General features: G+C 50.3%; 25 protein-coding genes. 3 read left to right on the forward strand and 22 right to left on the reverse strand.

The window, feature by feature from the left end; genetic code table 11:
- The first annotated feature begins 131 nt into the window (after positions 1-131).
- Positions 132-470 (forward strand): YebY family protein, encoded by a 339-nt coding sequence (locus O1Q98_RS01095; RefSeq protein ID WP_125259396.1) that lies wholly within the window; start codon positions 132-134, stop codon positions 468-470.
- A 424-nt stretch (positions 471-894) separates the two neighbouring features.
- Here O1Q98_RS01095 and O1Q98_RS01100 read toward each other — a convergent pair whose 3' ends face one another.
- From O1Q98_RS01100 to O1Q98_RS01190, 19 genes are all read right to left on the reverse strand, one after another.
- A complete protein-coding gene (locus tag O1Q98_RS01100) occupies positions 895-1998 on the reverse strand; it encodes a site-specific integrase (protein ID WP_125259397.1) in 1104 nt (367 codons plus the stop codon).
- Positions 1973-2239 carry an excisionase gene (locus tag O1Q98_RS01105; protein ID WP_125259398.1) on the reverse strand — a complete coding sequence of 89 codons (267 nt, stop codon included), beginning with the start codon at positions 2237-2239 and terminating at the stop codon, positions 1973-1975. Before O1Q98_RS01105 ends, O1Q98_RS01100 begins: the two co-directional genes overlap by 26 nt.
- Positions 2240-2319: 80 nt before the next feature.
- On the reverse strand, positions 2320-2559 hold the full coding sequence (locus O1Q98_RS01110; RefSeq protein WP_240632754.1) for a hypothetical protein: 240 nt from the start codon (positions 2557-2559) through the stop codon (positions 2320-2322).
- Between the two features lie 289 nt (positions 2560-2848).
- The gene (locus O1Q98_RS01115) at positions 2849-3679 is read right to left on the reverse strand and encodes a DUF1281 family ferredoxin-like fold protein (RefSeq protein WP_125259399.1); all 831 of its coding nucleotides are present in this window, start codon (positions 3677-3679) and stop codon (positions 2849-2851) included.
- Positions 3680-3727: 48 nt separating this feature from the next.
- Positions 3728-3913, reverse strand: a complete 186-nt coding sequence (locus O1Q98_RS01120) for a hypothetical protein (protein ID WP_125259400.1) — start codon at positions 3911-3913, stop codon at positions 3728-3730.
- Positions 3914-4010: 97 nt separating this feature from the next.
- Positions 4011-4490, reverse strand: a complete 480-nt coding sequence (locus O1Q98_RS01125) for a class I SAM-dependent methyltransferase (protein ID WP_125259416.1) — start codon at positions 4488-4490, stop codon at positions 4011-4013.
- Between the two features lie 6 nt (positions 4491-4496).
- The gene (locus tag O1Q98_RS01130; RefSeq protein ID WP_125259401.1) at positions 4497-4847 is read right to left on the reverse strand and encodes a hypothetical protein; all 351 of its coding nucleotides are present in this window, start codon (positions 4845-4847) and stop codon (positions 4497-4499) included.
- A gap of 249 nt (positions 4848-5096) precedes the next feature.
- The gene (locus O1Q98_RS01135) at positions 5097-5912 is read right to left on the reverse strand and encodes a hypothetical protein (protein WP_125259403.1); all 816 of its coding nucleotides are present in this window, start codon (positions 5910-5912) and stop codon (positions 5097-5099) included.
- Between the two features lie 235 nt (positions 5913-6147).
- Positions 6148-6561 carry a hypothetical protein gene (locus O1Q98_RS01140; protein ID WP_125259404.1) on the reverse strand — a complete coding sequence of 138 codons (414 nt, stop codon included), beginning with the start codon at positions 6559-6561 and terminating at the stop codon, positions 6148-6150.
- Between the two features lies 1 nt (position 6562).
- The gene (locus O1Q98_RS01145; RefSeq protein ID WP_125259405.1) at positions 6563-7702 is read right to left on the reverse strand and encodes a hypothetical protein; all 1140 of its coding nucleotides are present in this window, start codon (positions 7700-7702) and stop codon (positions 6563-6565) included.
- A gap of 19 nt (positions 7703-7721) precedes the next feature.
- Complete coding sequence (locus O1Q98_RS01150) at positions 7722-9398, reverse strand: YqaJ viral recombinase family protein (RefSeq protein WP_125259406.1); 1677 nt, start codon at positions 9396-9398, stop codon at positions 7722-7724.
- A complete protein-coding gene (locus O1Q98_RS01155) occupies positions 9395-10453 on the reverse strand; it encodes a hypothetical protein (RefSeq protein ID WP_125259407.1) in 1059 nt (352 codons plus the stop codon). Before O1Q98_RS01155 ends, O1Q98_RS01150 begins: the two co-directional genes overlap by 4 nt.
- Positions 10454-10465: 12 nt before the next feature.
- Positions 10466-10612 carry a hypothetical protein gene (locus tag O1Q98_RS01160; protein WP_164512984.1) on the reverse strand — a complete coding sequence of 49 codons (147 nt, stop codon included), beginning with the start codon at positions 10610-10612 and terminating at the stop codon, positions 10466-10468.
- 138 nt (positions 10613-10750) lie between these two features.
- Entirely contained in the window at positions 10751-11071 is a 321-nt protein-coding gene (locus tag O1Q98_RS01165) for a hypothetical protein (RefSeq protein WP_125259408.1), read from the reverse strand.
- Positions 11072-11138: 67 nt separating this feature from the next.
- The gene (locus O1Q98_RS01170; RefSeq protein ID WP_125259409.1) at positions 11139-11393 is read right to left on the reverse strand and encodes a KTSC domain-containing protein; all 255 of its coding nucleotides are present in this window, start codon (positions 11391-11393) and stop codon (positions 11139-11141) included.
- The gene (locus O1Q98_RS01175; RefSeq protein ID WP_125259410.1) at positions 11383-11667 is read right to left on the reverse strand and encodes a hypothetical protein; all 285 of its coding nucleotides are present in this window, start codon (positions 11665-11667) and stop codon (positions 11383-11385) included. Before O1Q98_RS01175 ends, O1Q98_RS01170 begins: the two co-directional genes overlap by 11 nt.
- Entirely contained in the window at positions 11660-11908 is a 249-nt protein-coding gene (locus O1Q98_RS01180; RefSeq protein ID WP_125259411.1) for a hypothetical protein, read from the reverse strand. Before O1Q98_RS01180 ends, O1Q98_RS01175 begins: the two co-directional genes overlap by 8 nt.
- Positions 11909-11933: 25 nt before the next feature.
- Positions 11934-13247, reverse strand: a complete 1314-nt coding sequence (locus O1Q98_RS01185) for a hypothetical protein (protein WP_278142637.1) — start codon at positions 13245-13247, stop codon at positions 11934-11936.
- A 107-nt stretch (positions 13248-13354) separates the two neighbouring features.
- Positions 13355-13609 (reverse strand): hypothetical protein, encoded by a 255-nt coding sequence (locus tag O1Q98_RS01190; RefSeq protein ID WP_125259417.1) that lies wholly within the window; start codon positions 13607-13609, stop codon positions 13355-13357.
- Positions 13610-13702: 93 nt separating this feature from the next.
- On the opposite strand from O1Q98_RS01190, the gene O1Q98_RS01195 reads away from it, so the two are divergent.
- Positions 13703-13984 carry a hypothetical protein gene (locus tag O1Q98_RS01195; protein ID WP_125259418.1) on the forward strand — a complete coding sequence of 94 codons (282 nt, stop codon included), beginning with the start codon at positions 13703-13705 and terminating at the stop codon, positions 13982-13984.
- Here O1Q98_RS01195 and O1Q98_RS01200 read toward each other — a convergent pair.
- The 3 genes from O1Q98_RS01200 to O1Q98_RS01210 form a co-directional block, all read right to left on the reverse strand.
- Entirely contained in the window at positions 13968-14144 is a 177-nt protein-coding gene (locus O1Q98_RS01200; protein ID WP_164512985.1) for a hypothetical protein, read from the reverse strand. The genes O1Q98_RS01195 and O1Q98_RS01200 overlap by 17 nt on opposite strands.
- A 495-nt stretch (positions 14145-14639) precedes the next feature.
- Positions 14640-15002 carry a Rap1a/Tai family immunity protein gene (locus O1Q98_RS01205; RefSeq protein ID WP_125259419.1) on the reverse strand — a complete coding sequence of 121 codons (363 nt, stop codon included), beginning with the start codon at positions 15000-15002 and terminating at the stop codon, positions 14640-14642.
- Positions 15003-15141: 139 nt separating this feature from the next.
- Positions 15142-15849, reverse strand: coding sequence for a S24 family peptidase (locus O1Q98_RS01210; protein ID WP_125259420.1), 708 nt, complete (start codon positions 15847-15849; stop codon positions 15142-15144).
- Positions 15850-15949: 100 nt separating this feature from the next.
- Between O1Q98_RS01210 and O1Q98_RS01215 the strand changes: the two genes are divergently transcribed.
- Positions 15950-16195: a transcriptional regulator gene (locus O1Q98_RS01215; protein WP_125259421.1), complete on the forward strand. Its 246-nt coding sequence runs from the start codon at positions 15950-15952 to the stop codon at positions 16193-16195.
- The last annotated feature ends 5 nt before the right edge of the window (positions 16196-16200 follow it).

Genomic DNA, 16200 nt, shown 5'->3' on the forward strand with positions numbered 1-16200 from the left:
TTCATTAGGGGGGCTCGCTATTATCCCGCTTCGGTAAGTCTATCGCGAGGTCAGTGGCTGGTCGGGCACAGGCATGATGCGATATACAACCACAATATCTCTGCGAATGGATGAGTGATAGGAAATACATCATGAATAAAATCATGCCGCTATGCTTGGGCTGCCTGGTGTCGTTATCGGTACAGGCGGCGTCGCAAGTCGCAAACCTGAGCAAGCTGGAATATGGCTCGCGCTGGGCGTTTAATCGCGAAGAGGTACAACTGATTTGTCGTCCCGGTCAGGCTCTGTACGTCATTAATCCCAGTACGTTAATGCAATACCCGCTTAACGACATTGCCCGCGCGCAGGTCAGCAGCGGTAAAGTCAGCGCCACGCCGCTGGACACGATTTTACTGGATGACCCGGCACACGCTGGGCAAAAAATGAGCCTGCAACCGTTTATTGAACGCGCCCAGGGGCTGTGTGAGTAAGTTGCTAGCAGTTGGGAACGGAATGTGGGAGAGAAATAGGCGGGTTTGAGCGTGTTGTCACAAAGTGTACAGATTGTTGCAATAATGGCTGGCAAATACTGGGGCAAACTGGAAAACGAAAGTGTGTCGACTACTCTTAAAGAGCGGGCTGTGATGCAGCACGCACAAATGCCAACTTTTAGCGCACGGCTCTATCCCAAGAGCCCTTTCCCTAGACCGGATACAGGAATCGTATTCGGTCTTTTTTTAACTCATTGATTTTTAAATAAAAAATATTATTCAGCCCGAAAATGCCCGAAATCGGCCCGAAAATCCGTACCCGGTGTAAATCGCAACGGTCAGATAATAATCATTATCTGTCGCAATATCAGCCTTTCAATAACCATGTTGCAACAAGAGATAAGCGCTGGCGGCCATTATTTAGCTACAGCATCGTCCACTCTTTTTCTCTGCTATCCAAATATTTGTCAGTCATTTTCATTGATTTATGACCGAGTAATTTCTGCGCGAATTCTTTTCCATATTCCTTTTCATATAATCGGCCCGCCAAACTGCGTATTTCATGAAATGTTGGTGGCGAATCTGTGAATGTCAGCCCGCAATTTTTTCTGGCAGCAACGAATGCCTTAGTCAGTGTATCCGGGTGAAGTGCGCCGGGCTCCCGGCCCGTTTTGCGGCTATCTGAACCTATCAGGTATTCACTGCTATTTGATGCCACGCACCGTTCTACAACGTGGCGTAACGTGAGGCTGGCGGCATTCAGTTTCAAATCCAAGGGGATCGAGATTTGCGCCCCCGTTTTTCCCTGAGCGACCCACAGCCTGCCGTCTCGAATATCGCTCTTTTTCATTTCACAAATGTCCTCACGCCGCTGGCCAGTAACTAACCCCATAAGCATACCTAACTCAACCCATTCCGGCTGGTTTGTGCAGGCTGCTGCGCGGATTACCCAATACTCATCAAGTGTAAGACGTTCGCGTTTAACACGCACGTTTGGTGTTTTTGTCACTTCTGCCGGATTGTTTGTGGCGATGCCGTTTGCGATCGCCTCGCGAAATATGTCAACCAGTAGCGATCTCATCGTTGATGCTGTCGTATTTTTACCTGAGTCAATATAGCCGTTAATAAATTCTGCGATATCCTTTGTTGTGATTTTCGTAATATCCTTTTTCCCAAACCTGTTGCATAAATAACCTATTTGCTTTGTTCTGGCCTTGATTGTGTTATCTGCCAAATCTCGTCGTTTTAATATGGCTTCGTAACTTTTCATCCAGTCTGAGAATGTTGCTGTGGGCTCGCTATCATCCTTCTTTTTTATCAGGCGCTGCATCAATGCAACTGGCGTGAAATTGCTTTCAATATAATGGTTAGCCTCTATTGCTTGTGATATTGCATCTCTGCGTGCTACTGCCCCAAGATTAAATTCTTCACCTGTTACCGGATTTCTCCAGTAAAAAGACTTACGCCGTTTTCTGTATGTGAGATTTCGCGGTAAATTGGCATCATACCTTGTCTGCCTTTTCGCCATGAATAATTTTCCCTATCAATGGTGATAACGCTGGATCGCCCTGAATCATCTTTTTAGCCAGTGAAAAGCTTTTAGGGTTTATATAAATTGCATCTTCAGTGACTCTATATTCTCTACCGTGTTTTTCTGGCGCTGGATATATTTTCCCTGCGCGCGCCCAACGCTGTAGTGTTTGTATGGTTGGGGGGTTACCTGAGTATTTTTGTTCTCGCCATTCTTCTAATGTTAATAGCTTTGTCATTGGTCAGTCCTCGGGAAAAGGGCATGCCAAAGACACGCCCTTATTTTGGTCGTTTTATTTGGGTAAGGAAGGGGCTGTGGTTAGTTGAAAATCCAGTTTTCTGTTTCGGCATTATGGCCGAAATTGTATTCAATTTGCGCGGATGAAAAATCCAGCTTTGCCATTTCTTCAACGACTGTGGTGATAATGGCAATGTCCTGCTTTAGCCGCATTAGATGATATCTCTTTCGGCGCAGCAGACTTTCTAGCGCTAATTGCTGTGATGGGAAAGCAAAAGATCGCTCTGCTGATTTTGCAACTTTCTTGATCGCGTATCGCATATCTTTCTTTTTCCATCCGTCGAGCCATCGCGCCTTATCCCGATCGATATCATAATCCTTAGCCCAGCGAGCAGGGCATAGAAAGGCATAGCTATTAGTCTGGTGGAAGGCAATATACTGCTCGGCGATAACTTCAATTCCCGCCGCTTGAACGGTTTCAAAATATCGCCAGTAGACAGGATATCCGTTATGTTCTGTTTTCGATTATGGAAATGGAACTGACCATGATTGAGGCATGTGTTCCTCCTAAGTTTAGGCAATAAAAAAATCCGCTGATTAGGCGGATCGGTTATTCGTCACTATCTACGTACTCGTATTTATCGTTCATGCCGTGTTGTTGCGGCGTTTTCCCAGGGTAGCGAACCTCAAAAGCAAACTTACGCCATTTATGGCGTTCCTCTTCGGACTGTTCACTCCGGCGTGGATCAATATCGGAAGATGCATTCTCTCCATTTGTCATGAAAATCGATCCACAGTTGCTTCCCATATCCTCATCAGCATAACGAATGTGGAACTCTAGGTGAGGGAACCGGCGAGCCATTTCTATAAATATCGGCTCAGGACAGCACCATGCAGTGTCAAAACGAATAACCAGCTCCGCACCACTGGCTGCATAACGACTTAGGCGCTTCTTAAACAGCCGCTTTGCATACGCACGGACATGAGTTTTCTGGTGCTTATATCCATACTTCATGCGCTGCTTTGGCATTTCTACCGGCATTTCCACGCTATAAGCGTTCCACTTCGTTCCCCGCTTTTCCCGTGACCAGTCAAGCCAAGAGTAAAATCCATAGCGGCGCTTATTATCGATACGTATCTTCGCCTGTTGCTTTAACTTTTTGATGTACCATGGCTTAACCCCTTTATCACGAAGCATTTTAACCACGTCCTTCACGGGCTTTACTTCACAGAAGTATGGATTGCCCATAGGCTCACCGGCGATAGCGGAGGCCATCATTTCAACGTAGGTGCCTTCTTCAATATCCATGCTCTTTGGCATGGCAGTGATGTTATTGAAGTCGATAAGTCCACGCTTGTTCGTAATGGCGCGGATGAATGCAAAGCGTTCCTTGTTCGTGCCACCGAGTACCTTAATTTCATTAGTTATGTGGTTTGGCATATTTTTCTCCAGCTAATAAAAAACCCTGCATTCACAGGGTTTAGGGGGTTAAATTGATGCTTCAGCTTTTCTGAGCCGGTTGAGTTGTTCATCTGTCAGCGATAAGTAAGTTAGCTCGTACTCCAGGAGCCATTTGCTTATAATCCTGGCCGCTTCAAAAGCGGCTGTAGGGTTGTTAGTATCGGATAAGGCCGAGATAATCTTATCTATGGTTTGATCGTCGATAGTAACCATTTTCTTCTTCCATATTCATCGCATCATTACGACACGAGGATGATGCTGTCACGACGGGCTGATGTCATAGTGGAATCTGGAATCAATGTGATCGACATTAATCTCCTTTGATAAAACAAACCCAATGCGTATTGCTGCGCTTACCAGATAAGTGGCCAAACGCTGGTTTTTGGTCAGTCAGTGCCAGCACTTCACGGATAGGGATTTGCGTTTCATTCCACTTAAACACCAACACGCCGAGCGGCCGCAGTACCCGAAACGCTTCAGCGAATCCAGTGCGCAGGTCATCACGCCATGTATCCCTGTTCAATGCGCCGTACTTTTTGCGCAGCCAGCCATTCTCTCCGGCGCGTATCAGATGGGGCGGATCAAAAACGACCAGAGCAAATTGCGCATTGTTGAAGGGAAGGGCGCGGAAGTCGGCGACAATATCGGGATTTATCTCCAGGCTGCGGCCATCGCAAAGGGTGTGCTGCTCCCGGCGAATGTCTGTGAATACTGCCCGGGCATCGTGGCTATCAAACCAGAACATCCTTGATCCGCAGCACATATCAAGAATAGGGCGTTGGGGTGACATAGACATTTACGGCTCCCAGCAATCAATTTCAGCATCAATGCTGTCGTCAATCTCTTCGATGGTGATCTTGCCAGTCAGAAAGTGGAGCGCCTCTTTGGTGTAGCGCTCACGGTTTTCATCAAAATAACGAGAAAACTCCGGTGTCCAGCCGTATGGATTACCTTGCCCGGCAAAATCGGCCTTGGCGTTGTTTTCTGCCATTTCTGCTACCAGGCAATCAGCGGTGATTTTTCCATTCTCCCGCGCAAACGGCTTGATGTCAGCTTTACACCAGTAAGGGGAAACCTTTGAATCACCCCATGGTTTCAGGCGAATGCGCCAGCGCCGCTGGCAACGTTTTATCAGGGATTTACTCATCGTTTTCGCTCCATGCCGGCATGATGGCCTCAACGGGCAGGCACTGGTATTCAGTGGGCAATTTCTGCGCCCTGATATCCGCCTCGCAATTTTTCCGATCTGGATATACCCAACCTTGCGGCTCGTATTGGCACGGCTGGAATGTGTAACAGACAAAAAGAAATAGACCGAACAAAGCGGCCTCCTTCGGGTTTCATTGGGTCAAGGGGGGATTTACCGCATCACGGTGAGGATGCGGTGATATTGAGATTAATTGTCATTCGGGTAGCAGATGTCGTCAGCCTCGTCATCGAGCACCAGCAGACTATCACCGTAATACAATGCACCTACCATTTTCTCGAAGGTGCTTCTGAACTGAACCGGCTTCTTACCCAGCGCATCGTTAAATTCGAGCTTACCGTTGAAAAGCGAATAAACAGGGTTCCCTTCGTGCATAACAGGATTGTTGTTGCGCCCATCGCGAACGGTCTTCTGATGAAAGCCCAGATAGACCTCGCACTGATGCGCTTTCTCTTTCTGTTCTTTGCTCTGGTAACGATAGGATCTTTCGGAAGCGGGTTCTTTTTCAAACCCGATGTAGAAAAAGCCGTCACGGTCGTCATTGACAACAACCTGCGGGCGTTCCCATCCCTCTTGCTCGGCCTCTTCCTGATACTGCTCAACATAGGCCCGCCACAGGTCAGATGCCTTGATGAACTTTGGTAATTGGTCTTGTTCGATGAAATCCTTCACCAGCGCCTGCATATGCGTTACCAGTTGCTCGCTAACTGCATTGGTCTTCCATTGCTCATCAAGGGCACGGGCCAGCAGCAGGTTATAGCGCGGCAGGTCAGCGATTTCGGTGATATTGCCGGGTAACGCCTCTTCGAGCGCCTTTTTCACCGCATCGGGAAATCTCCCCCAGCGGAACGTGTCTTCAATGGTTTTTTCATACAGCGCCCGGACGTGCTTATGAATCATGTCACGAAATTCTTCAGATGCTTCAAACTGACGGCAGTGATCATTGATAGCCGTCGCCAGACTGGTTGCGTTAACGGTGGGAGTTGCTTCTGTAATATGGGTCATTGGTCAGTCCTCAAATAAAAAAACCGCATAGCGCGGTCAAATGTTGTTGGATGTGAAATTGGATGGATAACCTTTCCGGTGGGTGAGGTATTTGCCGTTTCAATACGGCCGTTTTTCATAAGTTCAGCCATAAGTAGTCATATTCAATGGCAAACTTCGCAACCAGCAGGCCCAGAGCAAAGCCGATGGCAAACCCAGCATCAAACGCCCCTGCAATAGAAAAAAACCGTTTCATTCAAACCTCCTTTCCCAGCCGCCCCAAGATCACCGATTTGGATGGCAGTGGCAGTTGATGGGCTCGTTGCCATTGCTTGCGTTGTGTTTGGGTTTTGTGGGCCAGCAGTTTGCGGACGTCCCCAACGGGAATGCCGGTATCTTTGGCTATCATGTTTTCATTGATGCCTAGCCGGTGAAGCTGGTACACGGCCAGCATAATGGTTGATGAGTAGTAGCGGCGCGCACCGATGCGTGGCATGGGTGAGGGCATCTGGGTGAACGTATCACCGGTATAGATTGGCTTGGGCTCCGGTTTGTAGGGTTCGCCCAGTCGAATTGATGACCGCGCCCGCATGCGATGAATAATGACGTTCAGCCAGTTGCAGCGATCGTCTTCCGGTTTATAGAGGACGCCTAAATGCAATTCTTCCATATCAGGCGGCCTCGCTGCGTTTTTGAGCCTGTTCCCAATCCTTCACCAGCCCCATGCATTTTGCATGTACTTGGCGCGCGGTGGTGAGCCCGAACCCTTTCACCTTATCCGCCAGCATTTCCGGCGTGCGGCGCACAATGTCAAATAGCGAATAGATGCCAGCGGCGCTGAGGAGATCCAGATATTGCTCTTTCAGCGGTAGCGTGCCGGATAGCACTGATTCGGCCCATTCCGCCCGGCGTACCAGGTGAGGGTGGGTTTCTTCCAGTAGCTCGCGGATGCGTGCCGTGACAGCTTCATTTAGCCCTTCCGGCCAGGCATCTTTGAAACTCTCAATAGTGGGATACATCGGGACAGCCCAATCCGTTACAGACACGATCATGCAAATGCCGATGGTGCTACGGATCTCCAGGTGCCAGTCGATACCATTCAGGATTGTTACGTCATATTCAGGGGAACGGAGCTCAAGCCCCCACTGGAAGGTGTAGAAATAAAACTGCACGCCATTGCTGGCCTGCCAGTAACGTGGTGCCACATCGCCGTCGGCACGCCGTAAACGCGCTTGAATATCGGCCAGATGCCGGTTTAACTCGTCGTTGAGTTGCACCATGCCTGAAAGCTTACTGGTTTTGTCGGCGAGTTCTTTTTTCAGTTGGCGTATTTCCGTCAACTGCTGGTCTCGTAGTTTCCGGCTGTCGGCCAGCTCCTCTTTGAGGCGCACAATTTGCGATTTCATGCGTTCTGGATTGAGCGATTTCAACTGATTCCGCTCGTTTGCCAGCATGGCATTATCGGTAAGCGCCAGCTTGTGCCTGGCGGTGATGCTGTCACGTTCAGCAATCGCTTCCACCGCACTCAGTTCGGCGGTTTCGATGCGTTCCTGAATCTGCTTCAGCTCCAACGCTTTGGTGGCTAAGGTGCTGTCTGTAGTCTCCAGCCTATCAAGCATGGCGTTGTATTCATCAGTCTCCTGGTTGATTTGCTCAATACACAGGGCCTGTGCTTGATTCAACAGAACTGCGGCGCTCTCTATAGAACGCTGCGCCATGCCGGTAGTTTGGGATGTCGCCAGATCAAGCTGCGCCCGAACAGGGCGCAGGGATGACTCCAACACGTCGGCGACGGTTGTTGTGGTTGTCATAAAGAATTTCCTGATGTGATTAGTCGGCGTTAGCCTGAACTGACTGGATGTGTTGCAGCAATGCAGTGCAGAGGCGTGAAAAATCGTGCTCGTGATACAGTTTTGCGGATTTGTCCGTAGCGGCATGCATGATGCCAAGACGCGCCAGACCATCAACAGTCAGAGAGAGTGGTGCCAGACGGTCGTTGATTTGCTCCAGACGCAACGCAGGTGGTTCATTCGGCTCAATCTGCTTGCTGCTGCTCATTGCTATGCGACACGGCGCCATGGTTGTCGTGCTTTCCGTTTCGCTGGGGCGCTGCTGTTCCTGCTGCTGGTGTTGTTCCGCTTCCAGTCGCGCCGCTTCCAGTCGCGCCGCTTCCTCTTGGCGGATGCGCTCACGTTCCGCTTCCAGTCGGGCTTCCTCCGCTTTCTTGTGTGCATCAATGCGCGCTGTTACTGCCAATTTGAAGTCATCAAATGGCTTGGCAACCAGTTGTTGCAGGTCAGCCAGTAGCGCGCGATAGTCGGCGGTGTTGGCATCCAGCCATGCCAGCTTCGTGCGCAGGTCGGCGGCCTGTTGGTCAGCCGCGATTTTGCCATTCGCCAGTGCGGTGTCTAACTTGTCCTGAATGCTGGACATGGTTTTCAGTCCCTTGATCGCGCCTGCAAAATCCGGCACGACAATATCAAGGCGGACACTGCTAATTTCGCGCTGTAGCTCGGTGACGTGATCGGCAAATGCCTGACGTGCCGCGACGACTTTCTCCGTGCGCCGGCGTTCTTTCTCACTGGCCAGCAGTTTCTCGGCCATGAGCCGATTGTCGCGCACCAGCCTGGACAGCATATCTTTCTGGCGCTTTGCCTCATCAACACGCTGAATTTGCGCCAGCATCATCGACTCGGCGGCATTCAGTGTTTCTTCTGCCTTTTTCATGGCCTTGATTTGCAAATCAAGGTCGGCAAAATCCTGATCGGTCTGTGGCTCTCTGATCAGTTTGTTTTCGATGAAATCGCGTAGTGCCACTTCGAAAATTTTGAAATTCTCTCGTACCTCAATCTGACCGTTAACTTGCACAGTCACTGCTGGCAGATCTTGCACCGCTTCGGCCACAACAGTCGGAGCCGGGGCAGGCAATATGTATTCAGCCAGATCGCGATCGAACTGAGCCCAGCCAGCCCGAATTCGCTCGAACCAGCTAGCATCAGGCCGCACTTCCATCCAGACCAGGCGCTCAGGTGTACCATCAGATACCGTAAAAATGACGCGCTGCGCGCCCGTAACCAGCATGATTTGCTGGCACTGCGGCATGTGGTCGTCGGGGAGCACATTGTTAGACACAGAAGCGGCCAGATCGGTATTCCACTGCTTGTGTTCAAATGCAGTGTCTTCGAGCAGTGTCAGGCCGTCGCACGATGCCGATAATTTCCCGCCTCCATCTTCGTCAGAGCAGGTGACAGGATAGAGGTCATCACCAATGATTTTCTCAACCAGCGGGCGGGCAAGCGCCTCAACCTCATGCCCGTAGTCAAGAATATTTTCCCTTACCCAGTTGGTGAATTCTTTAGGCGTCCCGGTGTGTTTGATGCGAAGCAGCTCGGAGCGTGTTGTCTTCTTCGAAAGACCTAACATTGCGGCTGCTTCGCTGGCTCCGTGGTGAGTTAGGCGGAAGGCCGCCCACTCATCAGTGCCTTGTACAAGGGGGTGAATTTTCATTGCCGATCGCTCCCATTATTTACCCAAGAGGCAATCTCCATGCGTTGTGCGTCGGTGAGTTGCTCTTTTGTCTGAATCATGGCGATCAGGTCATCGGCCGCTTTGCCACCTTCAATGGCCTTGCGCCATCCCGCTTTTTTCTGCTCGAAAGCGGCATCACTGCATATGGGAAGGGCGTTCGCGGAAGAGGTGGTTGAATGAGCCTGTTCAGCTTTATTTTCCATGACGCTTTTCCATGAGGCTTCACCGTCACGAATTGCGCCATAGATACCACGCAGGTTAACCAACTCTGAGGGCGAGCAAGTATCAATGCTGTGGCCTAAAAATTCAGTCAGTTCTGACGCTTTAACGCCGATTTCTGCGAAGGCATCGGCGATACGCTTGCGCTCGGTGTCGGGGTCGCGTGCCGCTTCATCTAATCGGATAGCCTTGATGATGGACTCTGCTTCATCTTGCAGATCGCCAGGGATAATGCGCAGCCCTAGGGTGCGAATGGCTTTTGAGATTTGCGCCGATCGCTTGTTCAGCAGGTCGTCATCGGTGGCGGGAACGGTGTAGACGTTTTTATTGTAGCTATTCTTACGCACGCTAATGTAACTGCCGTCATCGCAGGGCTTTGACCGTTCAACTGTTTTGGTTACGCGCACATCCAATGGATAGGTCAGATTGGATTCCAGGTCGGTCACAGAGACGCGGTGGATCTCTTTGTGGTCATCCTCAAAAATCATACTGGTTTCTACCAATACGTTCGTCATGCAGCGCAGTGCTACCTCAACGAATCGGATGCCCAAACCTTCAACGCCGTTGCCGATGGGTTTACGGTAATACGCGCTTTTGTTGTTGGCAAAGCTGGGGCGTCGGCATTCCTTCAACAGGTCTTGGCGTACTTGATCCCACTGGCGTGGGCGGCGAAGTGCCATGATGTAGCGGGCTTCAACCATCGCCTTCGCTTGTGCTGCCACCGCAGTGGCAGATGTTTCTGGCGCTGCCAGGGTATTGCTGACGCCGCCAAAATCCTGACGTACAGTCAGTGCTTGAGAATCAGTGAAAGTCATGGTCAGTCCTTATTACAGAATCAGTGACAACGCAGAAAGCGCGGCCAGTACGATGATCAACGGGAACATCACACCGTTCTTCTGCTGCGGGTGGTGGTGAATATTGTGGCTACCGATACCGTGCCGATATTGGATGTGTTTAACGGAGCGGGTGGTCATGGTATTCTCCTTGCGATCGGATTGGTCTCCGATCAACTGCTGATGACCCTTGTGGTCATTGGTCAGTCCTTAAAGGTTGTGCGGTTTGGTCACTGCACAACCGGGATAGCCCCGGCGTAAGCTGGGGCTTTTCTCTTTTCAGGCGGCAATACTCAGCCCGGACAATTCCATTGCTCGCTCGATCATGGCGACGCGGCGGAATATCTCTTCCTGCACATCGAGCAGATAGTTTTCTGTCTGAGGTAATTCGACCAGCGCGCCAATGGGACGGTCATCGGTGCCAGCGATGTGGCAACGATTTTTCAGTAACGCCTTCATGTCACCGATAAGCCGTGCGTTGCGGTGCATGTTGGTGATGCGCTCGTTCAGGATTTTCTGTTCTTCCGGGTTTTGCTCCAGCCTGCTTTCGTATTCCTCCAATATTTCTTCAATCATGCGTTGATGGTTGTAATCGTTCATCAGTGCCTCCTAAGGTAAGTGGCCTCACTCATGCGCCCACCGGAGCGGACGCAGGGGGAAAAGCCGCTTATTTCTTGTCTTCGTTGATGCGCTGATAGGGGAAACGATCAGCGTGTGGCTTGATATTGCGGTAGAAATGCGAACCAACCGACTCAGCGCCGGAGAACGCGGCGAAATCATCGGCGCTCACATTGCTGTAGTGGTACAGGCTGCCCGGCGCGTTATCGCGGCCATTGAAGCGGATGGCCAGTGTGCTGGTTACAGGGTCGTGTCCGATGCTATGGATCTGGGATGATTTAACAGGGGTCATGTTAATGGTCATTGGTGAGTCCTCTTAGTTTGCGTACATAGTTCATGCAGTAGGTCGGGCTGCATGTTTTCCATTCGTTTTTGTGTTGCATTCGCTTACTGGGTGGGTAATACGCAACTGTTCCGTGTGGTGTGCGGAATATCAGCGTGTTATTCCCTTCCTCCAGCTCTATGCCGTTTCGGATAAAAAACGCTTTAATGCGTTCATGTGCGCCATCACGGGCTTTGCGGCGGTTTTCTTTTAGAAATGGTTTGATATCCCTGAAGTAGTCACCAGCATCACCCATCGGCTTTACCCTTGAATTTGGTGCCGCAGAATGGGCAAAAATTGATGGCGATTCTTGTGTCACCATTCGTGCAACGTTGTTCGAGATCGCCATTTTTCTTACGCTTGCGGTAGCGGAAGCGATAAGAAAGCATGACGTCGCAGTAATCACCCTTTTCGAGGACAATTACCCTGTTATCGAAGTCAGATTCATCCACTTCGGCACAGTTGCTTGCTGCTGCATCGCGCAATCTTTTATCCATTGCCTTCCTGGTTTCCTGAAAGCACTTACAGGCCATTGTCAGCTCCCGATTTGTTCAGTTTTTCCGTTAATTCCGCGATACATTCCTGCGCTGCGCGCTTATAAGCTGCGCCTGCACTACCGCTGCCGTACTTCTCGGTGACACGGCTCTCAAACACATCGAGCGGGCCGAAAAAACAACCAGCAGCAATTTGGAAATTGTTTTTCGTCCAAACGGCAAAAATTGCTCTGTCGTGGTAGCCGCACCGTTGACGGTGGGTGACGTTATTAAAATGCTCAGGGTTCAAGTAAAGCGACTGGCAAGAGAAATTGTCCGGCAGCGCGGTCAGCCCGGTGCAGCCGGTGAGGAGCAGCCCTCCACCAACTTGCAGGCCGTCCGGTAGCGCGGTCAGCCCGGTGCAGCCGGTGAGGAGCAGCCCTCCACCAACTTGCAGGCCGTCCGGTAGCGCGGTTAACCCGGTGCAGCCGGTGAGGTCCAGCCATTCGCCAACCTGCAGGCCGTCCGGCAGCGCGGTCAGCCCGGTGCAGCCGGTGAGGCGCAGCCCTCCACCAACTTGCAGGCCGTCCGGTAGCGCGGTCAGCCCGGTGCAGCCGGTGAGGCGCAGCCCTCCACCAACTTGCAGGCCGTCCGGCAGCGCGGTCAGCCCGGTGCAGCCGGTGAGGCGCAGCCCTCCACCAACCTGCAGGCCGTCCGGCAGCGCGGTCAGCCCGGTGCAGCCGGTGAGGTCCAGCCATCCGCCAACCTGCAGGCCGTCCGGTAGCGCGGTCAGCCCGGTGCAGCCGGTGAGGTCCAGCCATCCGCCAACCTGCAGGCCGTCCGGTAGCGCGGTCAGCCCGGTGCAGCCGGTGAGGCGCAGCCCTCCACCAACTTGCAGGCCGTCCGGTAGCGCGGTCAGCCCGGTGCAGCCGGTGAGGCGCAGCCCTCCACCAACTTGCAGGCCGTCCGGTAGCGCGGTCAGCCCGGTGCAGCCGGTGAGGTCCAGCCATCCGCCAACTTGCAGGCCGTCCGGTAGCGCGGTCAGCCCGGTGCAGCCGGTGAGGAGCAGCCCTCCACCAACTTGCAGGCCGTCCGGCAGCGCGGTCAGCCCGGTGCAGCCGGTGAGGTCCAGCCATCCGCCAACCTGCAGGCCGTCCGGCAGCGCGGTCAGCCCGGTGCAGCCGGTGAGGTCCAGCCATCCGCCAACCTGCAGGCCGTCCGGTAGTGCCCTAATATCGCGCTCATACGCCATGTTCAGGCTGCCAGGAATGGTCACAGAACCATCACCGTTAACAACGTGCGCAATACGGCGCTGTTTAAGAAAAGAAACGAAATCAGTCATTGAGATTTTACCTTTTTTCAAGCAATAAAAAGGCCACCCGGAGGTGGCCGCTGTGTTGCCCTGGTGAGGCGTAAAACTCGCTTTTCAGGCGAAAAAAAAGCCCACCGAAGTGAGCTTGATTTAGGTATTTAGTAAACCCCGTGAGGGATGGTGCTACAGCCGCGCATTTTCTGGCGACCAATGGCCGTGTAGCCGGTATGTCGTTCAGGATTGTCACTGCTTTCGAGTGCTTTCTTCGGCGCAGGGCAATCCTGCATCTTTTTGCAGCACTCGGCGAGCAGAATAGCCTTGCCCACACGATCGCTTTTGCGTTTGCCGATGCGTTGGATTTTTTCCATGCACTGCCTGGTCATGGCGGTGCGACGTTTCTTATGTTTGGTCATTAGTCAGTCCTCTGTCTTGAGCGGGTGCCGGGATATTTAGGCACGCCCAGCCGTGCTATCCTTGCTGTCATTACAACAAGTAAGGATTCTTGAATGAAAGAGCGATTTGATGCCGATTGCCCGCTATGTGGCGGCTCTGCAAGCTATGTATTCACTGATGCTGAAAACTTTAAGGCTTACACATGCCCTGATTGCGGTATCTTCGAAGTTAGTATCCACGCCGAACGGCTAGTGAAAGAAATGCCTCAGGAACGCAGGGCATTCTACGTCTCACTTATTGAATCAGCGCCAGCAGAGAAGACATTGGAAATTTTGTTCGAGGTTCTTTCTACAGGGAATCGCATTGCTCACCGGCATATCAGTGTTCGCCGTTAGCACCACCTTTTCCCTCGTCGATAGTACGGATTGAAAGACAAAGGCCGTCTTGATTCATCCATATGTTGAGCTGTTGGAACACAAAACGAGGGTGTTTTTCCAGCAATTTTTTAAAGTGTTGCACCTCTTCCTGTGTGGGCTGATTTTTGTTTTCATTCATATGATTGCCTTTGAGTAGTGGTCTTATAGCAGCACCCAGAAAGGTGGATGCTGAGTAAGAACGCTGACATGTTTAGCCGTAGCCGTCGCACCGGTACATGCAGACCGTTGGTGTGTGCAACTTAACCTGACTGTTAAAGAGCGTATCCGGTTGGGATATGCATATTAAAAACTATAGTTGTTTTTGTGTCAACAACATTGGTTGTTTTTTGTGTTTTTGGGGTTGTTTTTCGACTGAAAAATAAAGAAATTTTTTTGAAGAACTGAATCTAGTGAATGGGAGCATGTATATGCTTTGTGTAAATTCTGTTGGGATTTGCAAATAATACTGATACCAGAAAATGATGATAAAACAGATACGAAAAGTCGCCCTATACTGAGAAAGAGCAGGACTCATTATCGAAGTGAGGAGTTTAGGTTGTTAGCCTTGAATAATAGTGGGTGGGCATTAACAGCTTTTTAATCTCTCGAATGCAATTTTAACAAACCAGTAGCCTTATTGATTCTCATTGCATGGAAACGCCTGAGTTAGAGCTTTGGTCGTTAATATAACGGCTGGTAGATTTCTTTGCTCTGGATGAGTTTTAATATATTGAGATACTACATCACTGACTTGCCCGACAACCAAACTTCCCGTTTTGGGAGAGCAAAAAATCTTTCCTTCTCCAAGCTCAAATATACCTATTGAGTATCCATGAAGCATGGCTGCATCCTGAAAGTCACTATCCATAGCACGCCCATTTCTCGTTCTCTCATCAGCTTCAACCCATTGGTTTAACTCGTTTCCATCATGGAAGTATGAGCGTGCATCCGAAAAAAAAGAGATTCCTAATAATCCGACTATTAGTAATTTTTTCATCTTAAACTCTCTGTTATCGAAGTTACATGAACTATATAACCAATAATTTCATGGCGATCAGCGTTCGCAATTAATAGTGCTCAATAGATATGCGGTAAGCGAGCACTGTTAAAATATCTTTTTTATAATAAAAGGCTGGTTACCAGCTATGCGATGACCAGAAAACCTTCCCGATTACTCTTACGTCTCTCTGGAATTCCTCTCGTGGAACGATCTCATCAGGATATTCGTCTCTGTTAATCGAGCGGATTATTACCGATGTAGGAGTGGCAACCAGTGTTTTAACTCTCAGCAGGTCTGCCTGGCATATCGCATACGTTTTCCCGTCCCTTATAGCTCTATCCTGGGTATTGACTCCGACAACATCGCCATCATGCAATGTCGGCTCCATACTGTTACCCGTCACGCGTACCAACTTTGCTGCCGATTCTGGTACACCCATTTTTGTTAGATAATAACGCCTAAACACAAGAGAAAACTCAGAGGATTCTTCCACTTCACAGCTTCCATTACCTGCTGAAAGTAATACGTTGAGCAATGGCACAGTCACGAATTCATCATGATCTTGTTCTACATCCTCCCAAACGACCGCTTTCAATCGAGATTCTTTTATATTGACCGGCTCAGGTTCACTTTCTCGCATAGGGAGAACCCCCCTGGATAGCCATTCAGGGCGCACTTTTAGAACGTTAGCCAACTCAAAAATTTTTGTTGTCTCAGATGTCTTCCCTTTCTCAATCTTCTGAATTGATGCTTGGCTTTGACCAATGGCTTTACCTAGAGCCTCTTGGGAGAGCCCTGCCTCTGTTCTAGCTTGTTTTAGTCTTTCTGCAAGTGTCGTTTTCATAACATAAATCTACAACTTAGGTTGTCATTCATCAAACGAATATAGTTTTGACAAAATAAAAACTATAGTTGTATTATTCCGTAAAGCAAACGGAGGTTTCATGAATGAAGTAATCAAAACCGCCATCGCCATTGTTGGATCGCAGCGTAAATTGGGCCAAGCCTGTGGATTAACACAGGCTGCCGTCCAAAAGTGGTTGTACAACAAGGCCAAGGTGGCACCTGAAAATGTACAAGCGGTTGTTATGGCAACCCATGGTGCAGTAAAAGGCTACCAGTTACGTCCTGACCTACCGCACCTGTTTCCACACCCTGACCAAGTGCCGGAAATAACAGAAAAACAGTAACGTTA

The organism is Dickeya lacustris (genome assembly GCF_029635795.1).
In the GTDB taxonomy this organism is placed as follows: domain Bacteria; phylum Pseudomonadota; class Gammaproteobacteria; order Enterobacterales; family Enterobacteriaceae; genus Dickeya; species Dickeya lacustris.

Bases quoted from the DNA above. Each gene is read 5' to 3' on its own strand.
- O1Q98_RS01100 (WP_125259397.1), bottom strand. From the start codon at position 1,998: ATGGCGAAAAGGCAGACAAGGTATGATGCCAATTTACCGCGAAATCTC.
- O1Q98_RS01150 (WP_125259406.1), bottom strand. From the start codon at position 9,398: ATGAAAATTCACCCCCTTGTACAAGGCACTGATGAGTGGGCGGCCTTC.
- O1Q98_RS01160 (WP_164512984.1), bottom strand. From the start codon at position 10,612: ATGACCACCCGCTCCGTTAAACACATCCAATATCGGCACGGTATCGGT.
- O1Q98_RS01110 (WP_240632754.1), bottom strand. From the start codon at position 2,559: ATGCGATACGCGATCAAGAAAGTTGCAAAATCAGCAGAGCGATCTTTT.
- O1Q98_RS01190 (WP_125259417.1), bottom strand. From the start codon at position 13,609: ATGACCAAACATAAGAAACGTCGCACCGCCATGACCAGGCAGTGCATG.
- O1Q98_RS01135 (WP_125259403.1), bottom strand. From the start codon at position 5,912: ATGACCCATATTACAGAAGCAACTCCCACCGTTAACGCAACCAGTCTG.
- O1Q98_RS01105 (WP_125259398.1), bottom strand. From the start codon at position 2,239: ATGACAAAGCTATTAACATTAGAAGAATGGCGAGAACAAAAATACTCA.
- O1Q98_RS01155 (WP_125259407.1), bottom strand. From the start codon at position 10,453: ATGACTTTCACTGATTCTCAAGCACTGACTGTACGTCAGGATTTTGGC.
- O1Q98_RS01200 (WP_164512985.1), bottom strand. From the start codon at position 14,144: ATGAATGAAAACAAAAATCAGCCCACACAGGAAGAGGTGCAACACTTT.
- O1Q98_RS01165 (WP_125259408.1), bottom strand. From the start codon at position 11,071: ATGAACGATTACAACCATCAACGCATGATTGAAGAAATATTGGAGGAA.
- O1Q98_RS01210 (WP_125259420.1), bottom strand. From the start codon at position 15,849: ATGAAAACGACACTTGCAGAAAGACTAAAACAAGCTAGAACAGAGGCA.
- O1Q98_RS01175 (WP_125259410.1), bottom strand. From the start codon at position 11,667: ATGGGTGATGCTGGTGACTACTTCAGGGATATCAAACCATTTCTAAAA.
- O1Q98_RS01180 (WP_125259411.1), bottom strand. From the start codon at position 11,908: ATGGATAAAAGATTGCGCGATGCAGCAGCAAGCAACTGTGCCGAAGTG.
- O1Q98_RS01170 (WP_125259409.1), bottom strand. From the start codon at position 11,393: ATGACCATTAACATGACCCCTGTTAAATCATCCCAGATCCATAGCATC.
- O1Q98_RS01205 (WP_125259419.1), bottom strand. From the start codon at position 15,002: ATGAAAAAATTACTAATAGTCGGATTATTAGGAATCTCTTTTTTTTCG.
- O1Q98_RS01125 (WP_125259416.1), bottom strand. From the start codon at position 4,490: ATGTCACCCCAACGCCCTATTCTTGATATGTGCTGCGGATCAAGGATG.
- O1Q98_RS01140 (WP_125259404.1), bottom strand. From the start codon at position 6,561: ATGGAAGAATTGCATTTAGGCGTCCTCTATAAACCGGAAGACGATCGC.
- O1Q98_RS01130 (WP_125259401.1), bottom strand. From the start codon at position 4,847: ATGAGTAAATCCCTGATAAAACGTTGCCAGCGGCGCTGGCGCATTCGC.
- O1Q98_RS01195 (WP_125259418.1), top strand. From the start codon at position 13,703: ATGAAAGAGCGATTTGATGCCGATTGCCCGCTATGTGGCGGCTCTGCA.
- O1Q98_RS01120 (WP_125259400.1), bottom strand. From the start codon at position 3,913: ATGGTTACTATCGACGATCAAACCATAGATAAGATTATCTCGGCCTTA.
- O1Q98_RS01095 (WP_125259396.1), top strand. From the start codon at position 132: ATGAATAAAATCATGCCGCTATGCTTGGGCTGCCTGGTGTCGTTATCG.
- O1Q98_RS01215 (WP_125259421.1), top strand. From the start codon at position 15,950: ATGAATGAAGTAATCAAAACCGCCATCGCCATTGTTGGATCGCAGCGT.
- O1Q98_RS01145 (WP_125259405.1), bottom strand. From the start codon at position 7,702: ATGACAACCACAACAACCGTCGCCGACGTGTTGGAGTCATCCCTGCGC.
- O1Q98_RS01115 (WP_125259399.1), bottom strand. From the start codon at position 3,679: ATGCCAAACCACATAACTAATGAAATTAAGGTACTCGGTGGCACGAAC.